Origin of the sequence: Anoxybacillus amylolyticus, assembly GCF_001634285.1 — a bacterium.
Classification (GTDB): Bacteria; Bacillota; Bacilli; order Bacillales; family Anoxybacillaceae; genus Anoxybacteroides; species Anoxybacteroides amylolyticum.
The window spans coordinates 880,001-903,646 of sequence record NZ_CP015438.1 but is presented as its reverse complement, the minus strand read 5'-3'; the positions used below and the strand labels follow the sequence as shown (position 1 = coordinate 903,646).

Genomic DNA, 23,646 nt, shown 5'->3' with positions numbered 1-23,646 from the left:
TTTTTAGAGCCAAAAAAGCAACTAATCTGCTCATAAAAAAAAGAAGGAGATTCCCCATCTCCTAAAATAAAATGAAGCTATACAACAATGCAAGGACAAACCGGTAAATAGCAAATGGAGTCAACTTCACTCTAGAAACAAATCGCAAAAATACTTTAATCGCTAACAGCGCAACAAGAAAAGCAGTGATAAAGCCAGTCGCAAAAACGGGAATGTCTTGCGTCGACAAAGACGAATAGCTTTTCAACAAATCCAATCCACTCGCTGCTACCATCATCGGTACAGCGACAATAAATGAGAATTCTGCCGCTGTTTTTCGGTCTGTTCCAACGAGCAATCCTCCGGAAATTGTCGATCCAGACCGTGAAAACCCTGGCCATAATGCCAAACATTGAAATACACCAATACCGAACGCCTGCTTATAAGACAGCGTATCGAGGCTTGACGCTGTGACCGCTGTTCGTTTCTTTTCCGCAACAATCATCAGTATCCCCCCAGCAACAAGACCGATTAATACCGTATACGGGGAAAACAAATAGGTTTTAATCGCATCGTGCAAAATAAGCCCTAGAACAACAGCTGGAAGCATCGCAAAAATGATATGAAGCAAATTTAGCCCCTTTTCTTTTTGTTCTTTCATGAGCCCAAAAAGATTAAAAAATCGTTTCCAATACACAACAACAACCGCTAAAATCGAACCGAGCTGAATGAAAATTTCAAACGTTTTTGCTGCTTCACCTGTGAAATGAATCAGTTCTCCAGTTAAAATTAAATGCCCTGTTGAAGATACTGGTAAAAACTCAGTAAGTCCTTCGACCATTCCCATAATAATTGCTGAAAGATAATGCCACAACATCGCTACACCTCGTTCACTTTTACTTGATCCATACTTTGTTACAGTACAACAACAGAAAATGTTCCGTCAATACTGTTTTGTCCGGTTTCATTTAATCACATATCGATGAATAATAAGCAACAAATACATTAAATTTTTTTCATAAAAATAAGGTGAGGAGCCGCCCTCCTCACCTTATTTCTGACCGTTTTTCACCCATTGCGCTACTTGAACAGTGCGTTTTGCCTGATGTTTCACTGCTGCTTCAGCATTTTCGAGAATGTTACCGTTTTGATCGACTGTGACGCTTGTGCCATATGGATTGCCGCCGCCGGCAAAGACTGACGGATCGGTATATCCTGGTGCTACAACAATTGCCCCCCAATGGTACATCGTTGTGTATAATTGTAAAATCGTTTGCTCTTGACCGCCATGCGCATTTTGCGCACTCGTCATCGCACTGACGACTTTATTCACTAATTTTCCTTGGAACCAGAGTCCACCAGTTGTATCTAAAAACTGTTTCAATTGAGATGGGACGTTGCCGAATCGTGTCGGCATGCTAAAAATGATCGCATCCGCCCACTCTAAATCGTTTAATGTGACGGTTGGCACGTCTTTCGTTGCCTCGACATGCGCTTTCCATGCTGGATTCGACTCAATAGCTTCTTGCGGTGCAAGTTCTGGCACTTTCAAGACCCGCACTTCTGCCCCTGTTTCTTTCGCTGCTTCTTCTGCCCATTTTGCTAATTTGTAGTTTGTTCCCGTTGAACTGTAATAGATGATCGCTAATTTTACATTTTCCATATTTTCTTCTCTCCTTATTTATTTTTTCTCACCAATCTTATGGGAGATCGATGAGCATTAACCGTGTGTCGCTATTTGCCGTCATTTTCAACGATGGAGTTTCGGTTATTCTCGCCGAATCGTGCGTCCATAGTTTAGCCTTATCATTAATGGCTAATTCTCCCTCAATCACAAACAAAAAGATGCGCCGACCGTTTGTTTGTGTAAATACGAGGTCGTTTCCTGCTTCTACATCCGATAAATAAATCGTTACATCTTGATGAATATGGGCGATATTCGGAGAGGACGGATTTTTTTCCACGACCGGCAACAGCTGATTTTTTAACTGTGCAATGTCGTACGTTGTTTTTTCATATGACGGCGCGATCCCACGTTGTTCAGGCAAAAACCATAATTGCAATAAATTCACCGGCTCTGTCGCTGACGGATTCACTTCCGAATGAACAATCCCTGTCCCTGCCGACATTCGTTGAACGCCACCAAACGTCGTCACCGCTTCATTCCCTAGACTATCTTGATGCTTTAATTGCCCACTTAACACGATTGTGACAATTTCCATTTCTTGATGTGGATGCATCCCAAATCCTCGTAACGGTTGAATCACATCATCGTTCAACACGCGTAATGGTCCAAAATTCATATTGTTCGGATCAAAATATTCTGCAAACGAAAAACTAAAATACGTATCTAACCAGCCATGATTGGCATGATACCGCTCATCAGCACGATATATATAAATTCAGTTTGAAATTCCGACACGTTTAATCAACCTGTATTCTTGTCTATACTGCTCCTAAACGAGTCAATCAAAGGAGCGGATGAAGAATGAAGAAAAAAGGATTACAAATTACGAACGATCATGGTTGGACCATCGAACGTCTTCAAGAACAGGAACGCCGAATGAAAAATGCCAACATGGCGAAACGAATGGCAGTGATTCGTCTCATTATGCAAGGCTACTTAGGAATCCAAGTCGCTGAGCTTTTGAACCTCCATCGCGAAACCGTTTCGATTTACGTTCAAAAGTTTAATCAAGGTGGCATGGATGCGCTATTAGAACGCCATTACGCCCCGGGTAGAAAGCCGTACCTGTCTCCAGACGAAGAACGCGAATTAAGAAAGATGTTGGAAGAAAGCACCCCTGCCGATGAAGGATACGGCATCGAGACCAGCTGGAATACACGAATCATTCAACATGTGTTAGAAGAGAAATTTTCTGTCACCATGTCTCGCGGTGGGATTTGCGATATGCTCCACCGATGGGGATTTCGCTATACACGCCCTACGTATACTCTCAAACGGGCGAATCCTCAAAAACAAAAAGAGTTTCAACAAGAAATAGAACTCATAAAAAAAAACTTGCCCGACAACACAGTCATCATCTATGAAGATGAAAGTCATATTCGGGACTATCAAGCTCTTCGGGCCACATGGAGTGTCAAAGGGCGCCAAAAACAAATTCCTACGTACGGACACCACGCAACAGTCAGCTTATTAGGCGGTGTGAATATCGAAACGGGTGAATTTCTCTGTATGGAAACGGACCAATGTAATGCACAGGCTTTTCTGCAGTTTCTCCAATACACATTGAACCAATATCCAGATAAACATGTGGTGATGGTCTTGGATAACGCAAAAATTCATCATGCCAAAGTCCTTCAGCCTTTTTTACAGGAGCACGAAGAACAGTTAACTTTTGTATTCTTACCCCCTTATTCGCCGAATTTAAATTTAGTTGAACGAATTTGGGGCTGGCTGAAAGAGAGTGTCATTGCCAATCGGTTTCATCCTAGTCGAAAAGAGTTACGAGAATCGATTGTTTCGTTCTTAGAGTACCTTTCTGAGTTTCCAGAAAAAGTGCTCCAACGCATCGGACAGGTTGCTATGTCGGAAAATTAATCTGAACCTATATAGTTGAATCAAATATGCACCTCCTTCCTGTAAATCTCGAAATCAAGATAATAATATTTAATTAAAAAATTATTAATTCGAGATTTATTATATAAAATCATTTATATACATGCAACTGGGGAGTTTCACTTATTTTTTCGACTGTCGGAGGCAAGCCAAAGGCTTGCCTGCGTCACGCATTCGCGTGACAGAGAACCGAACAACGAGCCGCCTCCCAGACAAATTCATTTGTCTGGGAGCGGTGTTGTTCGGTCGCCCGACAGTCGAAAAATGTTAACACTTCAATGTGCATTTATATAGTTGCTGTCAACCGATCAAAAGAAACGGCAGCTTCGTAAGCTGCCGTTATTTCGCTAACGTGATATTCGTACGCTCCAACTGCGCCTCTGCCTCAGGGTGAAATTCGTTTTCCATTTTTGAAACAACAACTGTTGCCACACCGTTGCCGATTAAGTTTGTAATCGCACGCGCTTCTGACATAAAACGATCGACCCCAAGAAGGAGAGCAATCCCCTCGACTGGAATCATTGGAAATGCCGCTAATGTTGCTGCCAATGTGATGAATCCTGAACCTGTCACCCCTGCTGCGCCTTTGGATGTTAACATCAACACCCCTAACAGCGTGAGCTCTTGCCAAATGGTGAGATCAATACCATATGCTTGCGCAATAAACATTGCTGCCATCGAAAGATAAATAGACGTTCCGTCTAAGTTAAACGAATAGCCTGTTGGAATAACTAACCCGACAACCGATTTGGAACAACCGTATTTTTCGAGCTTCTCCATCATTTTCGGTAGCGCCGATTCAGATGACGATGTACCTAATACAAGGAGAATTTCCTCTTTAATATAAGCAATAAATTTAAAAATATTGAATCGATAAAACTTCGCAATCGCGCCTAGCACAACAACGATAAATAAGAACATCGTCGTATATACAGAACCCATTAATTTTCCAAGCGCCACTAATGAACCTAATCCAAACGTTCCGATCGTATACGCCATCGCACCAAACGCAGCGATCGGCGATACTTTCATGACCATGTTTACGATGCCAAAGAAAATATCCGTTAACTTTTCAAATAACACTACCACCGGTTTTGCCTTTTCTCCTAAGGCAGCGGTTGCTACACCAAATAGCACAGCAAAGAATAAAATCGGCAACAGCTCCCCTTTGGCCATTGCACCGACGACGTTATCAGGAATAATGCCAAGCAAAAACTCAACGACACCGTGATTTACTGCTTCTGCTTGTTGCGTATATTGTGAAATATCGCCACCTTTTACAGCTGCTGTATTGAAGCCTGCCCCCGGTTTTACGAGGTTCACAACAATAAGTCCTATTGCCAACGCAAATGTTGTCACAATTTCAAAATAAATCAATGCTTTTCCGCCAATTCGCCCGACTTTCTTTAAATCCCCCATATTGCCGATACCGATGACAACGGTAAAGAAAATAATCGGTGCAATAACCATCTTAATCAGCTTAATAAACCCATCCGCTAATACTTTCAACTTTGTTCCGAACTCTGGAAATAAAAACCCAACAATAATCCCTAAAAGAATCCCCGTAATAACTTGAACGGTTAAATTTTTAAACGTGATTTTCATTTCTCCCTCTCTCCCCTTTGTTTTTTGATAACGCTTTCAAATTTAAACCCCTTTGTTGATTGTATCGTAACGAATATTTTTAAAAATTTGAATATTATGTTACTATTGGTCGTTTTGTTCATTTTGGTCTCCAAAAAAAGAAAGCTGAGCCTATCACTCAGCTTTAATTTGCCGCAAGAGCTTGCTTCCAAATTCTCGCTCAAACTCGTTATATAAAGGTGCAAATTTTTGTTTCCACGCTTTTTGTTCCTTCTCCGTTAGTTCGTAAATATGCATCTGTGGATTTTGTTTCATTTTCGCTAGCTCTGCTTCATTTTGCTTTTTGGATTGTTTTAAATTCCAAGCAGACGTTTCTTGCATCGCTTCTGTAATCTTTTGTTGTATATCTTTCGGCAATTTATCCCAAAAGTGTTTGTTCACGATGACTGCGTACCCAAGATAGCCGTGGTTACTAATCGTCAAATACGTTTGAAACTGATAAAAGTTTTTCGAATAAATGTTCGAAATCGTATTTTCTTGTCCATCAAACTCATGTTTTTCTAACGATTCATACACACGATCAAACGGTACCACGATTGGCTTCGCCCCTAGAAGCTGAAATTGTTTTTCGATTATTTCACTTGGCATAACACGGAATTTCAATCCCGAAAAATCACTTGGCTCGATAAGCAGACGACGGTTGCTCGTCATTTGCTTAAAGCCATTCCCCCATAACGCTAATCCTTTCATCCCTTTTTTTTCTAACATCGCTAATAAACTTTTGCCCACGTTCCCCGTAAACACCCGTTCCACGTCATCGTAGTTTTCAAAAATAAACGGCAAATCGAGCACTTGCCATTCCGGAAGTAATTGCGTCACCTTTGATACGGACGGGGCAATCATTTGAATGTCGCCACGCAAAAGTGCATCGATTTCTTCATCGTCAGAATAAAGCGAGCCGTTCGGGAATACTTCGATTTTGACGCGACCGTTTGTTTTCTCCTCGACAAGTTCTGCGAATTTTTGCGCTGCTAACCCTTTCGGCGTATTTTCCGCTACGACATGGCTAAAATAAATCACAATTTGCTCATGTAAACCTTTTTGTTCCTCATCATACACGATTTGGTTAGATGTTTGTTTTTGCCCAACAAACATCACCACTCCTATTACGACAAACAACAGTCCACTGACGAACCACCATTTTTTCATTTCCCTACACCACTTAGCGATTGATTTAAGAAAATTCTAACACAGAAAAAAAGAAATGTTAAAATAGAACGAGAACGATTGACCGAGGGAGAAAGAATGAAACGTTTATCGATTCGTTGGAAAATTACTGCGCTTATTTTCTTTATTGTTAGTTTCTCATTGTTACTCGGAGGACTCATCGTCGTTGGAAACTTTATGCATACAAAAGAAGAAGAGCTAAAGCAACGGGCGCTATTAACAGCCCGTACCGTAGCTGAGCTTCCAGAAATTAAACAAAAAATAACAGGAACAAAAAAAGAACGAGACAAAATCAATCCGATTGTCGAACGGTTACGCGTCATTCACGGTGCTACTTACATTACCGTTCTTGATATGCATAAAATTCGTCTTTCTCATCCTGTCAAAGAAATGATTGGGAAACGCTCTAACAGTAAAGATGAGGGACCAGCGTTTGCGGAACACACCTATACTTCAAAAGCACGCGGAGAAATCGGCACGGTCGTTCGCGCCTTTGTTCCGGTAATGGACGATAACCATAACCAAATTGGGGTTGTCATTGCTGCATACCTACTCCCAAGCTTTATCCAAGTGCTTCTATCATTAAAAGCGGAAGTTATAGTGACTACAGGTCTTTCTTTGTTATTTGGCGGCTTTGGCGCATGGCAATTGGCTTCACATATTAAGCAACAAATGTTTCAACTTGAGCCGCATGAAATTGCAAAACTACTAGTGGAGCGGACAGAAACATTTAACGCAATGCACGAAGGAGTTATTGCCATTGATACAGACGAACGCATTACTATTTTTAACGATAAAGCGAAAACGATGCTTGGTGTAACAGAAGATGTCATCGGAAAACCTATTCGTTCCGTTCTTCCTGATACTCATTTACCAGAAGTTTTACAAATAAATCAGCCAATTTATAACAAAGAATTACAAATTCGAAATTTAACGATTTTAAGCAATCGCATCCCAATTCAAATCAACGGAAAAACAGTAGGAGCGGTCGCTATTTTCCAAGACCAGACGGAAGTAAGGAAACTAGCGGAAGAACTGACAGGTGTAAAAGCGTTCGTCAGCGCTCTTCGCGTACAGTCGCATGAATATATGAACAAACTCCATACAATCGCTGGACTCATTCAACTAGGACATAAAGAAAAGGCGCTAGAATACGTATTTCAAGTCACCGCCGAACAAGAAGAAATCATTCGCTTTTTAAGCAAAAATATTAAAAACGAAAGCATTTCCGGTCTTCTTTTGAGCAAAATTAGCCGTGGAAAGGAACTAGGGATTACTGTAACGATTGACCGTCATAGCCAATTGCACCAATTTCCAAAATCTTTAGATCATCACGATTTCGTCGTAATCCTTGGCAATTTAATTGAAAATGCCTTTGATTCGTTTCAAACGGTTGGCGACCGTCCGAAAGAAGTGTATATTAGCATCGATCAAACCGATGAAATTTTATCGCTATCCGTGGAAGATAACGGCTGCGGCATGGAAGAATCGGTACAAGCTCAAATGTTTGATGAAGGATTTTCTACCAAAAAAACAGCAGGACGTGGCATCGGCTTATACTTAATCAAACAAATCGTCGACAAAGGGAATGGAACCATTCACGTTACATCGGAAAAAGGAAAAGGAACGATTTTTACCATTACATTTGAAATGTGAGGGGATGGGAAATGTATAAAGTGGTATTAATAGAAGATGACCCAATGGTACAAGAAGTAAATCGCCAATTTATCGAACAAGTCCCTCCATTTCGTGTCATCGGCATGGCCGCTAATGGTGTGCAAGGAATGGAGATGGTTCGCAATTTTCGACCTGATTTAGTAATTATTGATATTTATATGCCGTTAAAAGATGGACTTGAAACAATCCAAGCTATCCGAACAGAAAAACTCGAAGTGGATGTCATTGCAATTACTGCTGCTAACGATATAGAAACGGTTCGGCGCATGTTGCAAAACGGGGCTTTTGACTATATTATGAAACCGTTCAAGTTTGAACGGCTGAAACAAGCACTTGAGCATTACCACACCTTCCGTCAAACATTAAAGACAAAAGAAAAAGTTACGCAAAAAGAGTTAGACGCTCTTTTACAGTCTAACGAAAAAGAGAGGCGGTTCGAACTTCCAAAAGGACTGAATGACATTACTTTACAAAAAATTGTCGACTTTTTGCAACAACAAACCGCTCCTGTTTCTGCGGAAGAAGTGGCAGAGGGAGTCGGCATTGCTCGCGTCACTGCTCGGAGGTATTTAGAGTATTTAGAGAAACAACAAAAAGTGCAGCTTGACATTCAATATGGCGGTGTCGGTAGACCAGTAAACCGCTATATAAAACGACCATAATTTTACGGGAGCTCTATATTTTGATAATATAGATGTAACCTTTCTTTTCTCATCTCGACTAATCGTGTAAACACCTTTTGCCACAACGAAGGAGGTTTTTTAATGAAACCGTTATACAAAGCCGCTGCTGTTTCTATATTGGGGCTTTCGCTCTTATCGGGATGCGGTACACAACAAGAAGCAGCAAAAACATTACCAAGCAAACACACGGAAAAACAAAGCAGCGAACAAACACAAGGAGCATCAACCGACCACCAAGAACAAAACAAAAAAATTCGTTTATTAGAAAAAAAATTGAGCTATACCCGAAACGGGAAAACATACGAAGAAATGGCTTATTTAAAAACGAGCGAAAATCAGTCATTTTCCCTTTACGTATTAGAAGGATGGGAATTAGAAGCGGAAGAACCGAACGCAGACGTGCTTTTAAAAGATGATTCGTTCGTCCGAATTAGTTTGCTTCATCCAGAAGGTGGGGAGATAGACTACGGAAAAACGGTCGAAGAACAAGCAAAAGCCGTTTCCGCTGATGCTGCTCGCCAACCAACCGATACGTTGCAAGGATTGTTGCATGACGCTGTTTGGTATAAGGCTTATACAAATGACACGGCTGTCAACGTCATTTGGCTTAAAGGGAATGTGCCAATGATTGTCAACATCCAAACACCACGCGAACAAGAAGTGCTTGAGCCGATTTTCGCAATGCTCTCTACAGTGGAAAAAACAGAAGTGACAAAACCAAATGAAAGCTTAGACAATCCGAACGAACCGACAAGTTCTTCTAATAAACAGTAAAGAAAAACGCAAAGTGTCCCCAATTGCGCCTAAAGGCAGTCCGCGTCCTGCGAGCAACGGCGAAATGTCGCCATCCTTGGCTCTGTGAAGATCGCACAAGCCCGGAGGTTAAGCCTAAGCAAAGCTTAGCCAACTACGGCAGAAAAGCTAGGAATAGAGCCTTCTTAACTGGTTTTCTATTGGTTAATCAACTCACCTGCTATCGTATAAAAAAGTCTGCTCCAATAATTTATGGGGCAGACTTTCTTTTTGTCTCTTATTTTTTCTTGTTGCTCTGTTGAGCTTTTTGCTGTTTCTTTAATTCCTCCTGCAGTTTCTGAATGTTCGGCAATCCTTGGATATAGCCAACAGCTCCGGCTTGATCAATTCCATATGTAGCATTGAGCGCTTTTTTCACATCCTCAAGTTGGACAGCTGTCGGTGCAAAATGGTCTAATTCGTCCCCCGGATGCTGGAAATTGCTCATAATGTAGCTAAACCCATTTCGGTTATCAATCGCTTGAAGTCCTGTTGCCTCTGCACCAGCGGGAACAGATAAAATGCGGGATAATTTTTTCGTATCCACATTATACGCCCATACAAAATTGTTAATATGTTGGCTACTGTCTTCTCCGATAAACAATGTGCGATAATCCTCAGAAAAGCTTAAGTTATCCGGGCCAGCAATTTTATTCACGTTCGCTTTATTGCCGTAAGCGTCAGGTTGAGCCAAATCTTCACCGACAATGAGCGCTTTCATAGAAGAAGCAACATACTCACTGTTAATCGGCTCACCAGCTGTGCTCTTTTGTCTTGGCTCTAAGCTTAACTCATAAACCGCACCAGCTTTCACTTTCGGTAATTGAATGTGATCCGTTGGGTCTTGATTGTTTTTCTCCATCCCTTTACTAATGTCGGAAATGGCCACATACACTTTTTTGTCTTTCGCGTTCACCGCTAAACCTTCCATTTTATTAAACTCGCTTGTTGCCCCCAACATCGCTGCATAACGGCGCGTCTCCAAGAATGCCGCAGCTTTTTCCATACCCGGCTTCAATTTCAAATATTCTATTTTGCCATAGTTTGCACCTTGTCCTGAGTATTGCTTAACAGGAGTAAACCCTTCTTTTGGTTCATTCGACACTTCAAAAATATCGCTGAATTTAATGCTTTTATCAATGATCCGTTTAATTTCTTTATCCGTCGCATGCCCGAGTTTAATCCATTCTAAATTGCCGGTCCCGCCGTTTTCTGCACTTGTTTGTATAAACTTCGCCGCATACAATGTGCCAGCTGACAAATCACGTGGCTTATCAGCCACATACATAAACAGCATTGTATATTCGCCATCGTCTCCAAAGTAAGCGGTACGCTCATCCGGCATGACAACCATCAATTCATTAGAACGACGTCCAGTACTGTAATGTTTCACAACGCGCGTCATTCCGTCAGAACTGACAAACACTTCAGGAATAAAGCCGTAATAATAAGGGTTTGCTTTTTTCTCATCATCAAAATATAGCTTTGCAAAATCTTTTAAATGAGCTGTTGATTGACTGGGCTTATCTGATGTGTCAAATTCAAATGAACGAGCATCAGGCTCATATTCCTCTGAACCTAAGTGCGTATTCCATGGCGTTAACGAGCCGTTGCACGGCACCCATAAACCGTTTACTGTTGAAACATCAATTTTATCAACAGTTGCAACCTTTAGCTCTCCTGTTTTCATATTTTGATATAGTTTCGTTAACGTCATCGAAGCAGGTACGCGGCGCCATGCCGGATTTCCAGCATTGTCTAAAGAATCATATTCATAATGAGAAACAAGATACAAAGAACCGTCTTTCATTGGGCGAAGCAGACTGTTCGCATCTGGTGCATCAGATACATAGTGAACAGGTTTTCCGTCTACAGATTTGTCTGTAATGGGATCACCATAATAATCTGTTGGTGTACCTGCTGAGAACGTCTCGCCATTGGACATTTTAAACTGATCGGTTGTTTTAAAAAGCTGCTTATATGTAAGCGGGAAGTTTTTTGTTTTTCCATCTGTATACTTTACAACAACTGAAGCTGTTGTAAACGGCTTGCTCATTTCTTCAGCGGTAGTTGGTACTCTCGAGCCGCTAAATGAGATCGATTCAATCTTTACTTCTTTTGTTGCGGCTTGAGATGGGTGCAATGCCGGAGCCATAATTCCAAGAGCCAAAGCAACGACAATTCCTTTCCTTTTCATCATTTTCCTCCTTGTAATAAAATAAATGTCCTACTTACATTTAACAGGATCATTGTTAAAATATTTCAATAGATTCGTAAATTAAATGTTAATTTATGTAAAAAGTGGTGTTTTCCTTTCAGCAAAACTGAAAAATGAACAAAAAATTGCTCCCAGCATGTTCATAATCCTTAAAAAACCCCCTGCATCACGCAAGGGGTTATACGAGCATTTTATTTTCTTCTTTGCGGAAAAACGTCTTCATCGCGTGAAAGACGTCTGATTTTTGTTTGAGGATATAGTAGCGGAACTTTTCGTCTTTAATGTTTTTATATGCGGACATAAGCGTTGAATGGCGATTGTACTGATTCACTTCTCCGTATCCGAACATATTCGATACTTTCATCAGCTCATTGACAAGTTTTACACAGCGCGCATTATCTGACGTGAGGTTATCGCCATCTGAAAAATGGAATGGGTAAATGTTATAACGGGACGGAGAATACTGCGTTTCAATTAATTCGAGCGCTTTTCGATAGGCCGAAGAGCAAATCGTGCCACCGCTTTCTCCTTTTGTAAAAAATTCTTCTTCTGTCACGACTTTCGCTTCCGTATGATGCGCAATAAATACAATGTCGACCGTTTGGTATTTCGTCCGTAAAAAACGGGTCATCCAGAAGAAAAAACTTCTCGCCATATATTTTTCCCATAAGCCCATCGAGCCGCTCGTATCCATCATTGCCAAAACAACCGCTTTCGAATCCGGCTTTACCACTTCATTCCACGTTTTAAATTTTAAATCTTCCGGATAAATCGGATAGAAACTCGGGTTTCCGCTCATCGCATTCCGCTTGAACGCAGTCATCATCGTCCGTTTTTTATCAATGTTCCCCATCAACCCTGTACGCCGAATATCATTAAACTGAATATGTTGAACGATGTTTTGATCCATTTCTTTTCGCTTCAAATCCGGCAATTCGAGCTGGCTGAACAACGCTTCTTGCAACTCCAGTAGCGATACTTCTGCCTCGTAATAATCATGTCCGGCTTGGTCGCCAGCACCTTGCCCCGTTCCTGGTCCTTTCTGCCCATCACTAGAGCCATCGCGGGCAACGACATCGCCTACTTGACTGTCCCCATCTCCTTGGCCGACATGCTTATTTTTATCGTAGTTATACCGAATTTTATATTCATCTAAAGAACGAATCGGAATTTTAATGACATCGCGACCGTTGGACATAATGATGCTTTCTTCTGTGATTAAATCTGCTAAATTATTTTTAATGGCTTCTTTCACTTTCTCTTGGTGTCTTTGTTGATCATCATGTCCTTTCCGATGGAGGGACCAGTCTTCTTTTGACACAACAAAATTTCCGCTCATCGTTTCCCCTCCTTATCACTTTTTTTAATTTTCATCATATACTGATGTTGGCGTCTACGACATACAATAATAACGGTTGTTTACTCTATCCTATGCAAAAAACTTAAATAATTGACAAATAATTAGGGAAATTCAACCGACGGACAAGCCTAAAATGAGAAGAAGCACGCCCTGTAGGCATGCTTAGCGGTTTAACAAACTGCCCACATAGCGAAGCAGTTCGTTCGCCGATGTGGAATTATACCCGTATTCATCAATGAGACGAGCCACGACTTCGTTAATTCTTTTTAATTGCTGCTCATCTGGCGTTTTCGTCGATGTCGTAATTTTGACAATGTCCTTTAAATCGGCGAACAATTTCTTCTGGATCGCTTCGCGCAGCCGTTCATGCGAGTTATAATCAAAACGCTGCCCTTTTCGTGCATATGCCGAAATGCGAATTAAAATTTCTTCACGAAACGCCTTTTTCGCGTTTTCTGAAATGCCGATTTGTTCTTCAATCGAACGCATCAGTTTTTCATCCGGGTTCATTTCTTCCCCTGTCAACGGATCGCGCAACTTCGTTTTATTACAATACGCCTCTACGTTATCTAAATAGTTATCCATTAATGTCTTCGCTGATTCTTCATACGAATAAACGAACGCCTTTTGCACTTCTTTTTTCGCGATTTCGTCATATTCTTTTCGAGCAAGCGAAATAAAGTTTAAATACCGCTCCCGATCTTCATTCGAAATCGATGGATGTTGGTCAAGCCCTTCTTTTAACGAACGAAGCACATCAAGCGCATTAATTGAAGGAACTTCCTTCCGAATAATACAAGAAGAAATGCGGTTAATGACATAACGCGGATCAATACCGCTCATCCCTTCATCCGGATACTCTTTTTTCAACTCCTCCACATCTACTTCGCTAAATCCTTCCACTGCCTCTCCATCATATAAACGCATTTTTTTCACTAAGTCAATGTCAGAGCGTTTCGGTTCCTTTAGACGTGTCAAAATCGTAAACATCGCTGCCACTCGAAGCGTATGCGGGGCAATATGCACATCCGCCACATCGCTTTCGCGAATCATTTTTTCATAAATCCGCTCCTCTTCCGACACTTTTAAATTATACGGAATTGGCATGACGATAATCCGCGAATGAAGCGCCTCATTCTTTTTGTTGGATATAAAAGAGCGATACTCTGTTTCATTCGTATGCGCAATAATCAATTCATCGGCACTAATTAGCGCAAAACGTCCTGCTTTAAAGTTTCCTTCTTGTGTTAAAGAAAGCAAATGCCATAAAAATTTCTCGTCGCACTTTAGCATTTCTTGAAATTCCATAATTCCGCGATTCGCTTTATTCAGTTCCCCATCGAAACGATATGCACGTGGATCGGACTCAGAGCCATATTGAGCGATCGTAGAAAAATCAATACTTCCCGTCAAATCGGCGATATCCTGCGATTTCGGGTCCGATGGACTGAAGGTACCAATTCCAACCCGTTTATTTTCTGAAAAGAAAATGCGTTCGACTATGACATCTTCAATTCGACCACCATATTCTTTTTCTAGCCGCATCATATTCAACGGGGAAAGCTCTCCTTCAATCCGAATGCCATATTCACGATAAAACTCATCGCGCAAATGATGTGGGACAAGATGCAATGGATCCTCGTGCATTGGACATCCTTTAATTGCATATACCGCCCCGCGATCTGTCAACGAATACGCTTCTAGTCCTCGTTTTAACATCGTCACAAGCGTCGATTTCCCACCGCCGACAGGCCCCATCAATAACAAAATTCGCTTTCGGACATCTAGACGTTTTGCTGCGGGATGGAAATACTCTTCTACTAACCGTTCTAACGCCTCTTCTAGTCCAAACAACTGTCCGCTAAAGAAATTGTATCTCTTTTTTCCATCAACTTCTTCTACCCCAGCGTCTTTAATCATATTATAGACACGCGAATGAGCGGACTGGGCAACCCATGGCTTTTCTTTTAAAACCTCTAAATACTCAGCGAAGGTTCCTTCCCACTTTAACCGTTGTTCTTCCTCCCGGTATTTCGCAATTTTCTTTAAAATATCCATTCAAGAACCTCCCCATCCTTGATGTCTAGCTGAAAGATTATTACAATGTATGCAAGGATGTCCGTAATCATTCGCCACGAAATAAAAATTTGCCTTCTCCTCTAAACATTGTTTGCCACATCGGCTATAATAAAAAAAGGACGACTATTGATAAAGGAGGAAAAGCGGCATGAGAACATTGCTTGTAATTGGCGTGATTGTTACCTTTTTAACGGCTATTTTTACTGCTGGCTACAATGACAAGCCTGGTGTAAAAAATTAATCAATAAAAAACGACCTCCCTTACTGAAGGTCGTTTTTTATTAATATACCCCTTTAAATCCTTGTTGCCTTAAAGCCTCGTATACTAAAATGGCTGCTGTATTGGATAAATTAAGGGATCGCACCTTATCGTTCATCGGAATTCGTAAACAGCGCTCCATATTATTTTCAATTAGTTCTTTCGGAAGCCCGCTCGTTTCACGTCCGAATACGAAAAAATAATCTTTCTCTTGGTTGCTGTAATCAAAGGAATCATAATATTTCTCGCCAAACTTCGTAATAAAGTAAAATTCCCCGTCTTTATATTTGTCAAAAAGCTCTTGGAGCGAATCGTAATAAAAAATATCGACATACTGCCAATAATCAAGACCCGCTCGCTTCAACATTTTATCGTCCGTCGAAAAGCCAAGCGGGCGAATTAAATGCAGCGCTGTGCCTGTGGCTGCACAAGTCCGAGCAATATTTCCTGTATTTGCTGGAATTTCTGGTTGATACAATACTACATGCAAAGCCACCTTTATTCACGAAACTTACGCAAGGAATCTCTTACCTAAACCTTACGCAAGTTTCATTCCCTCCTTTCGATACGTACATCTGTGAAATTGTCATCGTTCTCCGCTTTATTATACTATGGTTTATCAACAATATGAAAAAATTTATATTGAATATTTGGCGTATAAGCACTTGAATCTTCATACGACCAATAACGCATGCGGCTATTGGTCGTATGGGCATTAACAAGCGGCATGCCTTGCTTATCTTTTGCCACGACAATCGTGGAATGATTAAATCGACCGTCTCCTTCAAAATCATAGCAAATGACATCCCCTACCATTAGCTGGTCTGGGGTAGATACTTCTATTGTTTTTATCCTAGGATGCTCGCCGCTTAAATACCAACGAAAAGCGTGAGCAACCGCCCAGCTATAGCTCCAGTTTTTATTTTTCATCCACCAACCTTTTTGGCGGTTAGGATATCCCGTCATCGGGATGCCACCAGCATATAAACATTGCGACACAAAATTGGTGCAATCCACCGCAAATTTAGGAAATGACGGGTGATAGCTGTTCCACCATGTTTCTGCATATTTTACAGCCTTTCTTCGATCATACGTGTAATAAATGACCGCCTCTTTTTTCCCTTCCCGCTCTAAACGAATAGGCGCTCGAGGTGCGTCAACCGCTTTAATTTGTTTTTCTTCAACTAAGCGTCCTCGGGCAAAACGTGCACGCCGCGGTTCTACTTTCTCCTCTATATACATCCATCCATGCTGTTCAATGAAAAATTGATAATGCACGATATAGTCGACATGGAGCCACTCCCCCATTTGTTGCTTACGAACTACTTGCCCTTTCAGTTCACATTTTACGATTTCCGCTTCACGCTTTTTCAACAAGTGTTGCTTTTTCTCAACAATGAAATCTTCTTGGGCTCTTTCCGTCGACACAAAAAGCTGTGCCCGTTTTTCTAAAAGCTCCTCGAGCTGTTTTTTCACAATGCCCACCACGTTTCTTTTTTATTACATTATATGGCGGGGTCTTCATTTTTTCCTTTGCGTATGCAACATTCGTAATCCTTTTTCGATTTCTCGCAATACTTCCTCGTCTTTTTCATGCTGTAACGCTTGTTCTAATATTTTTGCCACGCTATCATCCCCAATTTTCCCAAGCGCCCACGCAGCCGTTCCGCGAATAACTGGTCGACTATCTTCTTTAAGCAGGTGCACTAAATCCGGGATAGCTGTCCGGTCTTTAAAATGCGCCAATGCCAAAATCGCGTTACGTTGAATCGGCTTTTTCCCACGCCAAGAACCTGCAAGCGAACCATACTTTTCCTTAAACTCACGATTAGATAGGTGTAGCAACGGTTTTAATAGTGGCTTAACGATTTCAGGATCTGGCTCCATTTCGGGATGGAGATGAAAATCTTTCCCTTTGTTTGCTGGGCATACCATTTGGCATGTGTCGCACCCATATAGTCGATTTCCGATTTTATCACGAAACTCCTCAGACAAAAACCCTTTCGTTTGCGTCAAAAATGCAATGCACCGTTGCGCATTAAGTTGTCCTTCTTGAACGAGAGCACCAGTCGGACATGCTTCAATACATTTTGTACATGTCCCACATCGGTCTTCGATTGGTATATCTGGAGGAAATGGAATCGTTGTAATCATTTCTCCTAAATAAACGTATGAGCCAAACTCTGGTGTAATGACAGCACAATTTTTTCCGCTCCAGCCGATTCCTGCCCGCACTGCTACTGCCCGATCCGCTAACTCACCTGTATCCACCATTGATTTTACTTGTGCGGACGGGACTTTTGCTAAAATAAAATCCTCTAACATTTTCAATCGCTGACGCAAAATATGATGGTAATCTTCCCCCCAGGAAGCACGGCAAAAAATTCCCCTGCGCGCTTCCTTTGTGCTTCGTGGTGCACCTTTCATTTTTGATGGATAAGCAAGTGCAATTGCAATAATCGACTTTGCATGCGGCAAAAGCATCGACGGGTTTGTACGCTTTTCTATATCTGGTTCTTCAAATCCTGATTGATAGCCCAGTTGTTGCTGCTGAAGCAGCCGTTCTTTTAACTCTATAAATGGATCAGCGCTGGCAAATCCGATTTTATCAATGCCTATCTCTTGGCTATATACAATAATTTCTTTCTTGAGTTGATCAATATCCATGGCAGCACCTCCTTTCGCTAAAATAGGCGACGATGAGCAAAAAAGCAAGCGAAAAAAACGTAAATTATTTAAATCTTCAGAGAAAATAAAAAAACGCAATGCCCCGTTCTCCCGAAGAAACGAAACACTGCGTTGTCCCCTATGTATAATGGAGCGGGTGATGGGAATCGAACCCACGACATCAGCTTGGAAGGCTGAGGTTTTACCACTAAACTACACCCGCATTTTACATATCACTGTTATCTTTATTCTCAACACGCACTTCCCATGCCTCTTCCTCTGCCAGCATATTCGAAGATGATTGGTGCGTCGAGGCAACTCGTAGCAAATTCACGGATGTGTCGCTCGTGGCTGAGGTTTTACCACTAAACTACACCCGCATATTTGAAAAAAAGGTCAAATTTTGTCGAGAAGAAATTAAAATAAAAAACAGGTACTCCCTGTTACGAAATGGTGCCGATGGTGGGAGTCGAACCCACACGGGGGGCTACCCCACACGATTTTGAGTCGTGCGCGTCTGCCAGTTCCGCCACATCGGCAAATAATATTAACTAACGACATAAATTATTATATCAATATTCATCTTACAAGTCAATATTTTTTGATATAAAGACTTGCAACATAATGGAGGCGGCACCCGGATTCGAACCGGGGGTAAAGGTTTTGCAGACCTCTGCCTTACCACTTGGCTATGCCGCCGAGAGAGCGGAAGACGGGACTCGAACCCGCGACCCCCACCTTGGCAAGGTGGTGTTCTACCACTGAACTACTTCCGCATATGGCTGGGGTAGCTGGATTCGAACCAACGCATCACGGAGTCAAAGTCCGTTGCCTTACCGCTTGGCTATACCCCAATGAATGTGCTATGCAGCTAATGGGGCGACTAGTGGGAATCGAACCCACGCATGCCAGAGCCACAATCTGGTGCGTTAACCACTTCGCCATAGCCGCCATAAAACAGGGGCAGTAGGAATCGAACCCACACCGGAGGTTTTGGAGACCTCTGTTCTACCATTAAACTATGCCCCTAAATGGTGGAGGGGGACGGATTCGAACCGCCGAACCCACAGGGAGCGGATTTACAGTCCGCCGCGTTTGGCCACTTCGCTACCCCTCCATTTATATTTATATAAATGATGCCGACTGCAGGACTTGAACCCGCAACCTACTGATTACGATTCAGTTGCTCTACCAATTGAGCTAAGTCGGCACTATACAACTAACTGTTCTACACAAAGGTTGTATTCTAACTTAGCTTGTAAAGCAGTCATCTTTTTTACATAAAAAATGGTGGCTCGGGACGGAATCGAACCGCCGACACAAGGATTTTCAGTCCTTTGCTCTACCGACTGAGCTACCGAGCCATATTTTTATTCTTTTATCATGGTTATTGATTGCTTTGTGCCTCTTCCTCTACTAGCATATTCGAGGAAGTTAAATGCGTCGAAGCAACTCGTCGCTTATTCGATGATGCTGATGCTCGTCTCTACCGACTAAGCTACTGAGCCATCACAAAGCCAAAATATATAGTGGCGGTCCCGACGGGACTCGAACCCGCGATCTCCTGCGTGACAGGCAGGCATGTTAACCACTACACTACGGGACCATTTGGTTGCGGGGGCAGGATTTGAACCTGCGACCTTCGGGTTATGAGCCCGACGAGCTACCAGGCTGCTCCACCCCGCGACGATAAAAGATAAATAAACTTTTTATTATGCTCAATGTCTCTTTGGCTGCCTCTTCCTCTACTAGCTATTTTGAAGATGTTAGATGCGTCGAGGCAACTCGCAGTGGATTCATCGATGTATTGCTTGTTGCTCCACCCCGAGATGATAATAATTAATGGCGGAGGAGGAGGGATTCGAACCCCCGCGCGCCTCTCGACGCCTCTCGGTTTTCAAGACCGACCCCTTCAGCCAGACTTGGGTACTCCTCCGTGTATTCACAAAATGGTGGACCTTGTAGGACTCGAACCTACGACCGGACGGTTATGAGCCGTCTGCTCTAACCAGCTGAGCTAAAGGTCCGAATCGATGGTGGCGGTGGAGGGGATCGAACCCCCGACCTCACGGGTATGAACCGTACGCTCTAGCCAGCTGAGCTACACCGCCAAATATGGTGGAGCCTATCGGGATCGAACCGATGACCTCCTGCGTGCAAAGCAGGCGCTCTCCCAGCTGAGCTAAGGCCCCATTATCCACTAACTGGTCGGGAAGACAGGATTCGAACCTGCGACCCCATGGTCCCAAACCATGTGCTCTACCAAGCTGAGCTACTTCCCGAAATGGCGCGCTCGAGAGGATTCGAACCCCTAACCTTCTGATCCGTAGTCAGATGCTCTATCCAATTGAGCTACGAGCGCAAATGCCGAGGGCCGGACTCGAACCGGCACGGTAGTCACCTACCGCAGGATTTTAAGTCCTGTGCGTCTGCCAATTCCGCCACCCCGGCGACGCATGGAGCGGAAGACGGGACTCGAACCCGCGACCCCCACCTTGGCAAGGTGGTGTTCTACCACTGAACTACTTCCGCATCATGCGGGTGGAGGGACTTGAACCCCCACGCCGTAAGGCGCCAGATCCTAAGTCTGGTGCGTCTGCCAATTCCGCCACACCCGCAAACAAGTGAGCCATGGAGGACTCGAACCTCCGACCCTCTGATTAAAAGTCAGATGCTCTACCTGCTGAGCTAATGGCTCATTTTACATTATCCAAATATAACACGTTAATGTCTTCTCGCCTTTACAACGCTTCACTCTCAGTATGCTTAACCAAGGAACCGCTCGAGCGTTACGCTGTAGCACACTCGTAGAAGCTCATTAGATCGTGGTGCCGGCTGCAGGACTTGAACCCGCAACCTACTGATTACAAGTCAGTTGCTCTACCAATTGAGCTAAGCCGGCATAATAAGATAAACCGCTGGATATAGAATTTTATTGTGCCTCTTCCTCTGCTAGTTCATTCAAGGAGCATCGATGCGTCGAGGCAACTCGCAGTGATTTCACTGATGTGCTGCTCGTCTCTACCAATTGAGCTAAGCCGGCAAACAATAATGGTGGAGGATGACGGGATCGAACCGCCGACCCCTTGCTTGTAAGGCAAGTGCTCTCCCAGCTGAGCTAATCCTCCGATATGTACTGCCTAGCAACGTCCTACTCTTGCAGGGGCGCGAGCCCCAACTACCATCGGCGCTGGAGAGCTTAACTTCCGTGTTCGGGATGGGAACGGGTGTGTCCTCTCCGCCATCGTCACTAGGCAATTTGATACAGACAGTTACTATTATAATAAATCTCTTATATGTGTCAAGGTTTTTTTGTTCCTTCAAAACTAGATAACAGGGGCAGAAGAAAAGGAGTCGCCTACGCTTTTCGTCATGTCTAGCTCCGAACTAACATCCTCCTCCGCGTCCGCTTTCTCCATCGACGTGCAAGCACGTCTTCGTCGAAAGCTTGCGCTTCCGTCGGATGTTCCCTTGGCTCCGCCAAGGACCGTTCTCCGCTTTTCCGATTGTCTAGCTTCGGCTCCTAGCCCCTCGAATCGCTTCCATCCTGCTGCGGCGGCAACAGCCTCCTCGCAGGCCTTTCGCTCTCTTCGTGGCTGAACAGTCGCCTACGCTTTTCTATGGTTAAGTCCTCGATCGATTAGTATCCGTCAGCTGCACGTGTCGCCACGCTTCCACCTCGGACCTATCGACCTCGTCATCTTCGAGGGATCTTACTCGCTTATGCGATGGGAAATCTCATCTTGAGGGGGGCTTCACGCTTAGATGCTTTCAGCGCTTATCCCTTCCGCACATAGCTACCCAGCGGTGCCCTTGGCAGGACAACTGGTACACCAGCGGTGCGTCCATCCCGGTCCTCTCGTACTAAGGACAGCTCCTCTCAAATTTCCTACGCCCGCGACGGATAGGGACCGAACTGTCTCACGACGTTCTGAACCCAGCTCGCGTACCGCTTTAATGGGCGAACAGCCCAACCCTTGGGACCGACTACAGCCCCAGGATGCGATGAGCCGACATCGAGGTGCCAAACCTCCCCGTCGATGTGGACTCTTGGGGGAGATAAGCCTGTTATCCCCGGGGTAGCTTTTATCCGTTGAGCGATGGCCCTTCCATACGGAACCACCGGATCACTAAGCCCGACTTTCGTCCCTGCTCGACTTGTAGGTCTCGCAGTCAAGCTCCCTTCTGCCTTTACACTCTACGAATGATTTCCAACCATTCTGAGGGAACCTTTGGGCGCCTCCGTTACGCTTTAGGAGGCGACCGCCCCAGTCAAACTGCCTACCTGACACTGTCTCCCACCCCGATCAGGGGTGCGGGTTAGAACTTCAGTACGACAAGGGTGGTATCCCAAGGGCGACTCCACCGAGACTGGCGTCCCGGCTTCTCCGTCTCCCACCTATCCTGTACATGTCGTACCAAAATTCAATATCAGGCTGCAGTAAAGCTCCACGGGGTCTTTCCGTCCTGTCGCGGGTAACCTGCATCTTCACAGGTACTATAATTTCACCGGGTCTCTCGTTGAGACAGTGCCCAAGTCGTTACACCTTTCGTGCGGGTCGGAACTTACCCGACAAGGAATTTCGCTACCTTAGGACCGTTATAGTTACGGCCGCCGTTTACTGGGGCTTCGGTTCGCACCTTCGCTTGCGCTAAGCGCTCCCCTTAACCTTCCAGCACCGGGCAGGTGTCAGCCCCTATACTTCGCCTTTCGGCTTCGCAGAGACCTGTGTTTTTGTTAAACAGTCGCTTGGGCCTTTTCACTGCGGCTCTCTCGGGCTTTTCACCCAACAGAGCACCCCTTCTCCCGAAGTTACGGGGTCATTTTGCCGAGTTCCTTAACGAGAGTTCTCCCGCGCACCTTAGGATTCTCTCCTCGCCTACCTGTGTCGGTTTGCGGTACGGGCACCTCTCTCCTCGCTAGAGGCTTTTCTTGGCAGTGTGGAATCAGGAACTTCGGTACTAGTTTTCCCTCGCCGTCACAGCTCAGCCTACTCAAGCGGATTTGCCTACTTGAGGCGCCTAACTGCTTGGACGCGCACTACCAGTCGCGCGCTTGCCCTATCCTCCTGCGTCCCCCCATCGCTCAAACGGAGAGGAGGTGGTACAGGAATCTCTACCTGTTGTCCATCGCCTACGCCTTTCGGCCTCGGCTTAGGTCCCGACTAACCCTGAGCGGACGAGCCTTCCTCAGGAAACCTTAGGCTTTCGGTGCAGAGGATTCTCACCTCTGTTTTCGCTACTCATACCGGCATTCTCACTTCTAAGCGCTCCACCGGTCCTTCCGGTCCGGCTTCTCTGCCCTTAGAACGCTCCCCTACCGATGACGCAAGTCATCCCACAGCTTCGGTGATACGTTTAGCCCCGGTACATTTTCGGCGCAGAGTCACTCGACCAGTGAGCTATTACGCACTCTTTAAATGGTGGCTGCTTCTAAGCCAACATCCTGGTTGTCTGGGCAACTCCACATCCTTTTCCACTTAACGTATACTTTGGGACCTTAGCTGGTGATCTGGGCTGTTTCCCTTTTGACCACGGATC

15 protein-coding genes, 24 tRNA genes and 2 rRNA genes (1 of these 41 running past the window's edge) are annotated in these 23,646 nt (G+C 43.9%); 4 read left to right on the top strand and 37 right to left on the bottom strand.

Going from position 1 to position 23,646, the window contains the following annotated elements:
- Window positions 1–61 precede the first annotated feature (61 nt).
- The 3 genes from bacA to GFC30_RS04675 form a co-directional block, all read right to left on the bottom strand.
- Window positions 62–853, bottom strand: a complete 792-nt coding sequence (bacA, locus tag GFC30_RS04685) for an undecaprenyl-diphosphate phosphatase (protein ID WP_148660421.1) — start codon at window positions 851–853, stop codon at window positions 62–64.
- Window positions 854–1,030: 177 nt separating this feature from the next.
- Entirely contained in the window at window positions 1,031–1,642 is a 612-nt protein-coding gene (wrbA, locus tag GFC30_RS04680; protein ID WP_066323101.1) for an NAD(P)H:quinone oxidoreductase, read from the bottom strand.
- 37 nt (window positions 1,643–1,679) lie between these two features.
- Window positions 1,680–2,381 carry a pirin family protein gene (locus GFC30_RS04675; RefSeq protein ID WP_066323100.1) on the bottom strand — a complete coding sequence of 234 codons (702 nt, stop codon included), beginning with the start codon at window positions 2,379–2,381 and terminating at the stop codon, window positions 1,680–1,682.
- Window positions 2,382–2,467: 86 nt separating this feature from the next.
- Here GFC30_RS04675 and GFC30_RS04670 point away from each other — a divergent pair, with 86 nt between their 5' ends.
- Entirely contained in the window at window positions 2,468–3,541 is a 1,074-nt protein-coding gene (locus GFC30_RS04670; protein WP_066323099.1) for an IS630 family transposase, read from the top strand.
- 357 nt (window positions 3,542–3,898) lie between these two features.
- Here GFC30_RS04670 and GFC30_RS04665 read toward each other — a convergent pair whose 3' ends face one another.
- Both GFC30_RS04665 and GFC30_RS04660 read right to left on the bottom strand, forming a co-directional pair.
- Window positions 3,899–5,164: a dicarboxylate/amino acid:cation symporter gene (locus GFC30_RS04665; protein WP_066323098.1), complete on the bottom strand. Its 1,266-nt coding sequence runs from the start codon at window positions 5,162–5,164 to the stop codon at window positions 3,899–3,901.
- Between the two features lie 153 nt (window positions 5,165–5,317).
- Window positions 5,318–6,352, bottom strand: a complete 1,035-nt coding sequence (locus tag GFC30_RS04660; protein ID WP_066323097.1) for a TRAP transporter substrate-binding protein — start codon at window positions 6,350–6,352, stop codon at window positions 5,318–5,320.
- A 96-nt stretch (window positions 6,353–6,448) separates the two neighbouring features.
- On the opposite strand from GFC30_RS04660, the gene GFC30_RS04655 reads away from it, so the two are divergent.
- From GFC30_RS04655 to GFC30_RS04645, 3 genes are all read left to right on the top strand, one after another.
- Window positions 6,449–8,026, top strand: a complete 1,578-nt coding sequence (locus tag GFC30_RS04655) for an ATP-binding protein (RefSeq protein WP_066323096.1) — start codon at window positions 6,449–6,451, stop codon at window positions 8,024–8,026.
- 11 nt (window positions 8,027–8,037) lie between these two features.
- Entirely contained in the window at window positions 8,038–8,709 is a 672-nt protein-coding gene (locus GFC30_RS04650) for a response regulator (protein ID WP_066323095.1), read from the top strand.
- Between the two features lie 102 nt (window positions 8,710–8,811).
- Window positions 8,812–9,504: a hypothetical protein gene (locus GFC30_RS04645; protein WP_066323094.1), complete on the top strand. Its 693-nt coding sequence runs from the start codon at window positions 8,812–8,814 to the stop codon at window positions 9,502–9,504.
- Between the two features lie 256 nt (window positions 9,505–9,760).
- Here the strand turns inward: GFC30_RS04645 and GFC30_RS04640 are convergent, their stop codons facing one another.
- The 32 genes from GFC30_RS04640 to GFC30_RS04485 all read right to left on the bottom strand — a co-directional run.
- Window positions 9,761–11,719 carry a PhoX family protein gene (locus GFC30_RS04640; RefSeq protein WP_066323093.1) on the bottom strand — a complete coding sequence of 653 codons (1,959 nt, stop codon included), beginning with the start codon at window positions 11,717–11,719 and terminating at the stop codon, window positions 9,761–9,763.
- Between the two features lie 199 nt (window positions 11,720–11,918).
- A complete protein-coding gene (gene yhbH, locus GFC30_RS04635; protein WP_066323092.1) occupies window positions 11,919–13,079 on the bottom strand; it encodes a sporulation protein YhbH in 1,161 nt (386 codons plus the stop codon).
- A 183-nt stretch (window positions 13,080–13,262) separates the two neighbouring features.
- Window positions 13,263–15,158 carry a PrkA family serine protein kinase gene (locus tag GFC30_RS04630; protein WP_066323091.1) on the bottom strand — a complete coding sequence of 632 codons (1,896 nt, stop codon included), beginning with the start codon at window positions 15,156–15,158 and terminating at the stop codon, window positions 13,263–13,265.
- A 302-nt stretch (window positions 15,159–15,460) separates the two neighbouring features.
- Entirely contained in the window at window positions 15,461–15,934 is a 474-nt protein-coding gene (gene trmL / locus GFC30_RS04625) for a tRNA (uridine(34)/cytosine(34)/5-carboxymethylaminomethyluridine(34)-2'-O)-methyltransferase TrmL (RefSeq protein WP_066323090.1), read from the bottom strand.
- A gap of 113 nt (window positions 15,935–16,047) precedes the next feature.
- Window positions 16,048–16,914, bottom strand: a complete 867-nt coding sequence (locus GFC30_RS04620) for an amidase domain-containing protein (protein WP_066327142.1) — start codon at window positions 16,912–16,914, stop codon at window positions 16,048–16,050.
- A 45-nt stretch (window positions 16,915–16,959) separates the two neighbouring features.
- Window positions 16,960–18,105, bottom strand: a complete 1,146-nt coding sequence (gene queG / locus GFC30_RS04615; protein WP_066323089.1) for a tRNA epoxyqueuosine(34) reductase QueG — start codon at window positions 18,103–18,105, stop codon at window positions 16,960–16,962.
- A gap of 149 nt (window positions 18,106–18,254) precedes the next feature.
- Window positions 18,255–18,328, bottom strand: a tRNA-Gly gene (locus GFC30_RS04610).
- Between the two features lie 228 nt (window positions 18,329–18,556).
- A tRNA-Leu gene (locus GFC30_RS04605) sits at window positions 18,557–18,644 on the bottom strand.
- Between the two features lie 86 nt (window positions 18,645–18,730).
- Window positions 18,731–18,804 (bottom strand) — tRNA-Cys (locus GFC30_RS04600).
- Between the two features lie 5 nt (window positions 18,805–18,809).
- Window positions 18,810–18,881: transfer RNA gene (locus tag GFC30_RS04595), tRNA-Gly, on the bottom strand.
- Window positions 18,882–18,884: 3 nt separating this feature from the next.
- Window positions 18,885–18,959: transfer RNA gene (locus GFC30_RS04590), tRNA-Gln, on the bottom strand.
- A gap of 21 nt (window positions 18,960–18,980) precedes the next feature.
- Window positions 18,981–19,056, bottom strand: a tRNA-His gene (locus tag GFC30_RS04585).
- Between the two features lie 7 nt (window positions 19,057–19,063).
- Window positions 19,064–19,134 (bottom strand) — tRNA-Trp (locus tag GFC30_RS04580).
- Between the two features lie 3 nt (window positions 19,135–19,137).
- A tRNA-Tyr gene (locus GFC30_RS04575) sits at window positions 19,138–19,222 on the bottom strand.
- A 20-nt stretch (window positions 19,223–19,242) separates the two neighbouring features.
- Window positions 19,243–19,315 (bottom strand) — tRNA-Thr (locus tag GFC30_RS04570).
- Between the two features lie 78 nt (window positions 19,316–19,393).
- Window positions 19,394–19,469, bottom strand: a tRNA-Phe gene (locus GFC30_RS04565).
- 166 nt (window positions 19,470–19,635) lie between these two features.
- A tRNA-Asp gene (locus GFC30_RS04560) sits at window positions 19,636–19,711 on the bottom strand.
- A gap of 3 nt (window positions 19,712–19,714) precedes the next feature.
- A tRNA-Met gene (locus GFC30_RS04555) sits at window positions 19,715–19,791 on the bottom strand.
- 157 nt (window positions 19,792–19,948) lie between these two features.
- Window positions 19,949–20,041 (bottom strand) — tRNA-Ser (locus GFC30_RS04550).
- 14 nt (window positions 20,042–20,055) lie between these two features.
- Window positions 20,056–20,132, bottom strand: a tRNA-Ile gene (locus GFC30_RS04545).
- A gap of 7 nt (window positions 20,133–20,139) precedes the next feature.
- Window positions 20,140–20,216 (bottom strand) — tRNA-Met (locus GFC30_RS04540).
- A 5-nt stretch (window positions 20,217–20,221) separates the two neighbouring features.
- Window positions 20,222–20,297, bottom strand: a tRNA-Ala gene (locus GFC30_RS04535).
- Between the two features lie 13 nt (window positions 20,298–20,310).
- A tRNA-Pro gene (locus GFC30_RS04530) sits at window positions 20,311–20,387 on the bottom strand.
- Between the two features lie 3 nt (window positions 20,388–20,390).
- Window positions 20,391–20,467, bottom strand: a tRNA-Arg gene (locus tag GFC30_RS04525).
- 3 nt (window positions 20,468–20,470) lie between these two features.
- Window positions 20,471–20,556 (bottom strand) — tRNA-Leu (locus GFC30_RS04520).
- A gap of 6 nt (window positions 20,557–20,562) precedes the next feature.
- Window positions 20,563–20,637 (bottom strand) — tRNA-Gly (locus tag GFC30_RS04515).
- A 4-nt stretch (window positions 20,638–20,641) separates the two neighbouring features.
- Window positions 20,642–20,723, bottom strand: a tRNA-Leu gene (locus GFC30_RS04510).
- Window positions 20,724–20,730: 7 nt separating this feature from the next.
- Window positions 20,731–20,803, bottom strand: a tRNA-Lys gene (locus tag GFC30_RS04505).
- A 128-nt stretch (window positions 20,804–20,931) separates the two neighbouring features.
- Window positions 20,932–21,007: transfer RNA gene (locus GFC30_RS04500), tRNA-Thr, on the bottom strand.
- Between the two features lie 150 nt (window positions 21,008–21,157).
- Window positions 21,158–21,233: transfer RNA gene (locus GFC30_RS04495), tRNA-Val, on the bottom strand.
- Between the two features lie 10 nt (window positions 21,234–21,243).
- Window positions 21,244–21,360 (bottom strand): 5S ribosomal RNA (rrf, locus tag GFC30_RS04490).
- 365 nt (window positions 21,361–21,725) lie between these two features.
- Window positions 21,726–23,646 (bottom strand): 23S ribosomal RNA (locus GFC30_RS04485); it runs 1,004 nt beyond the window's last position.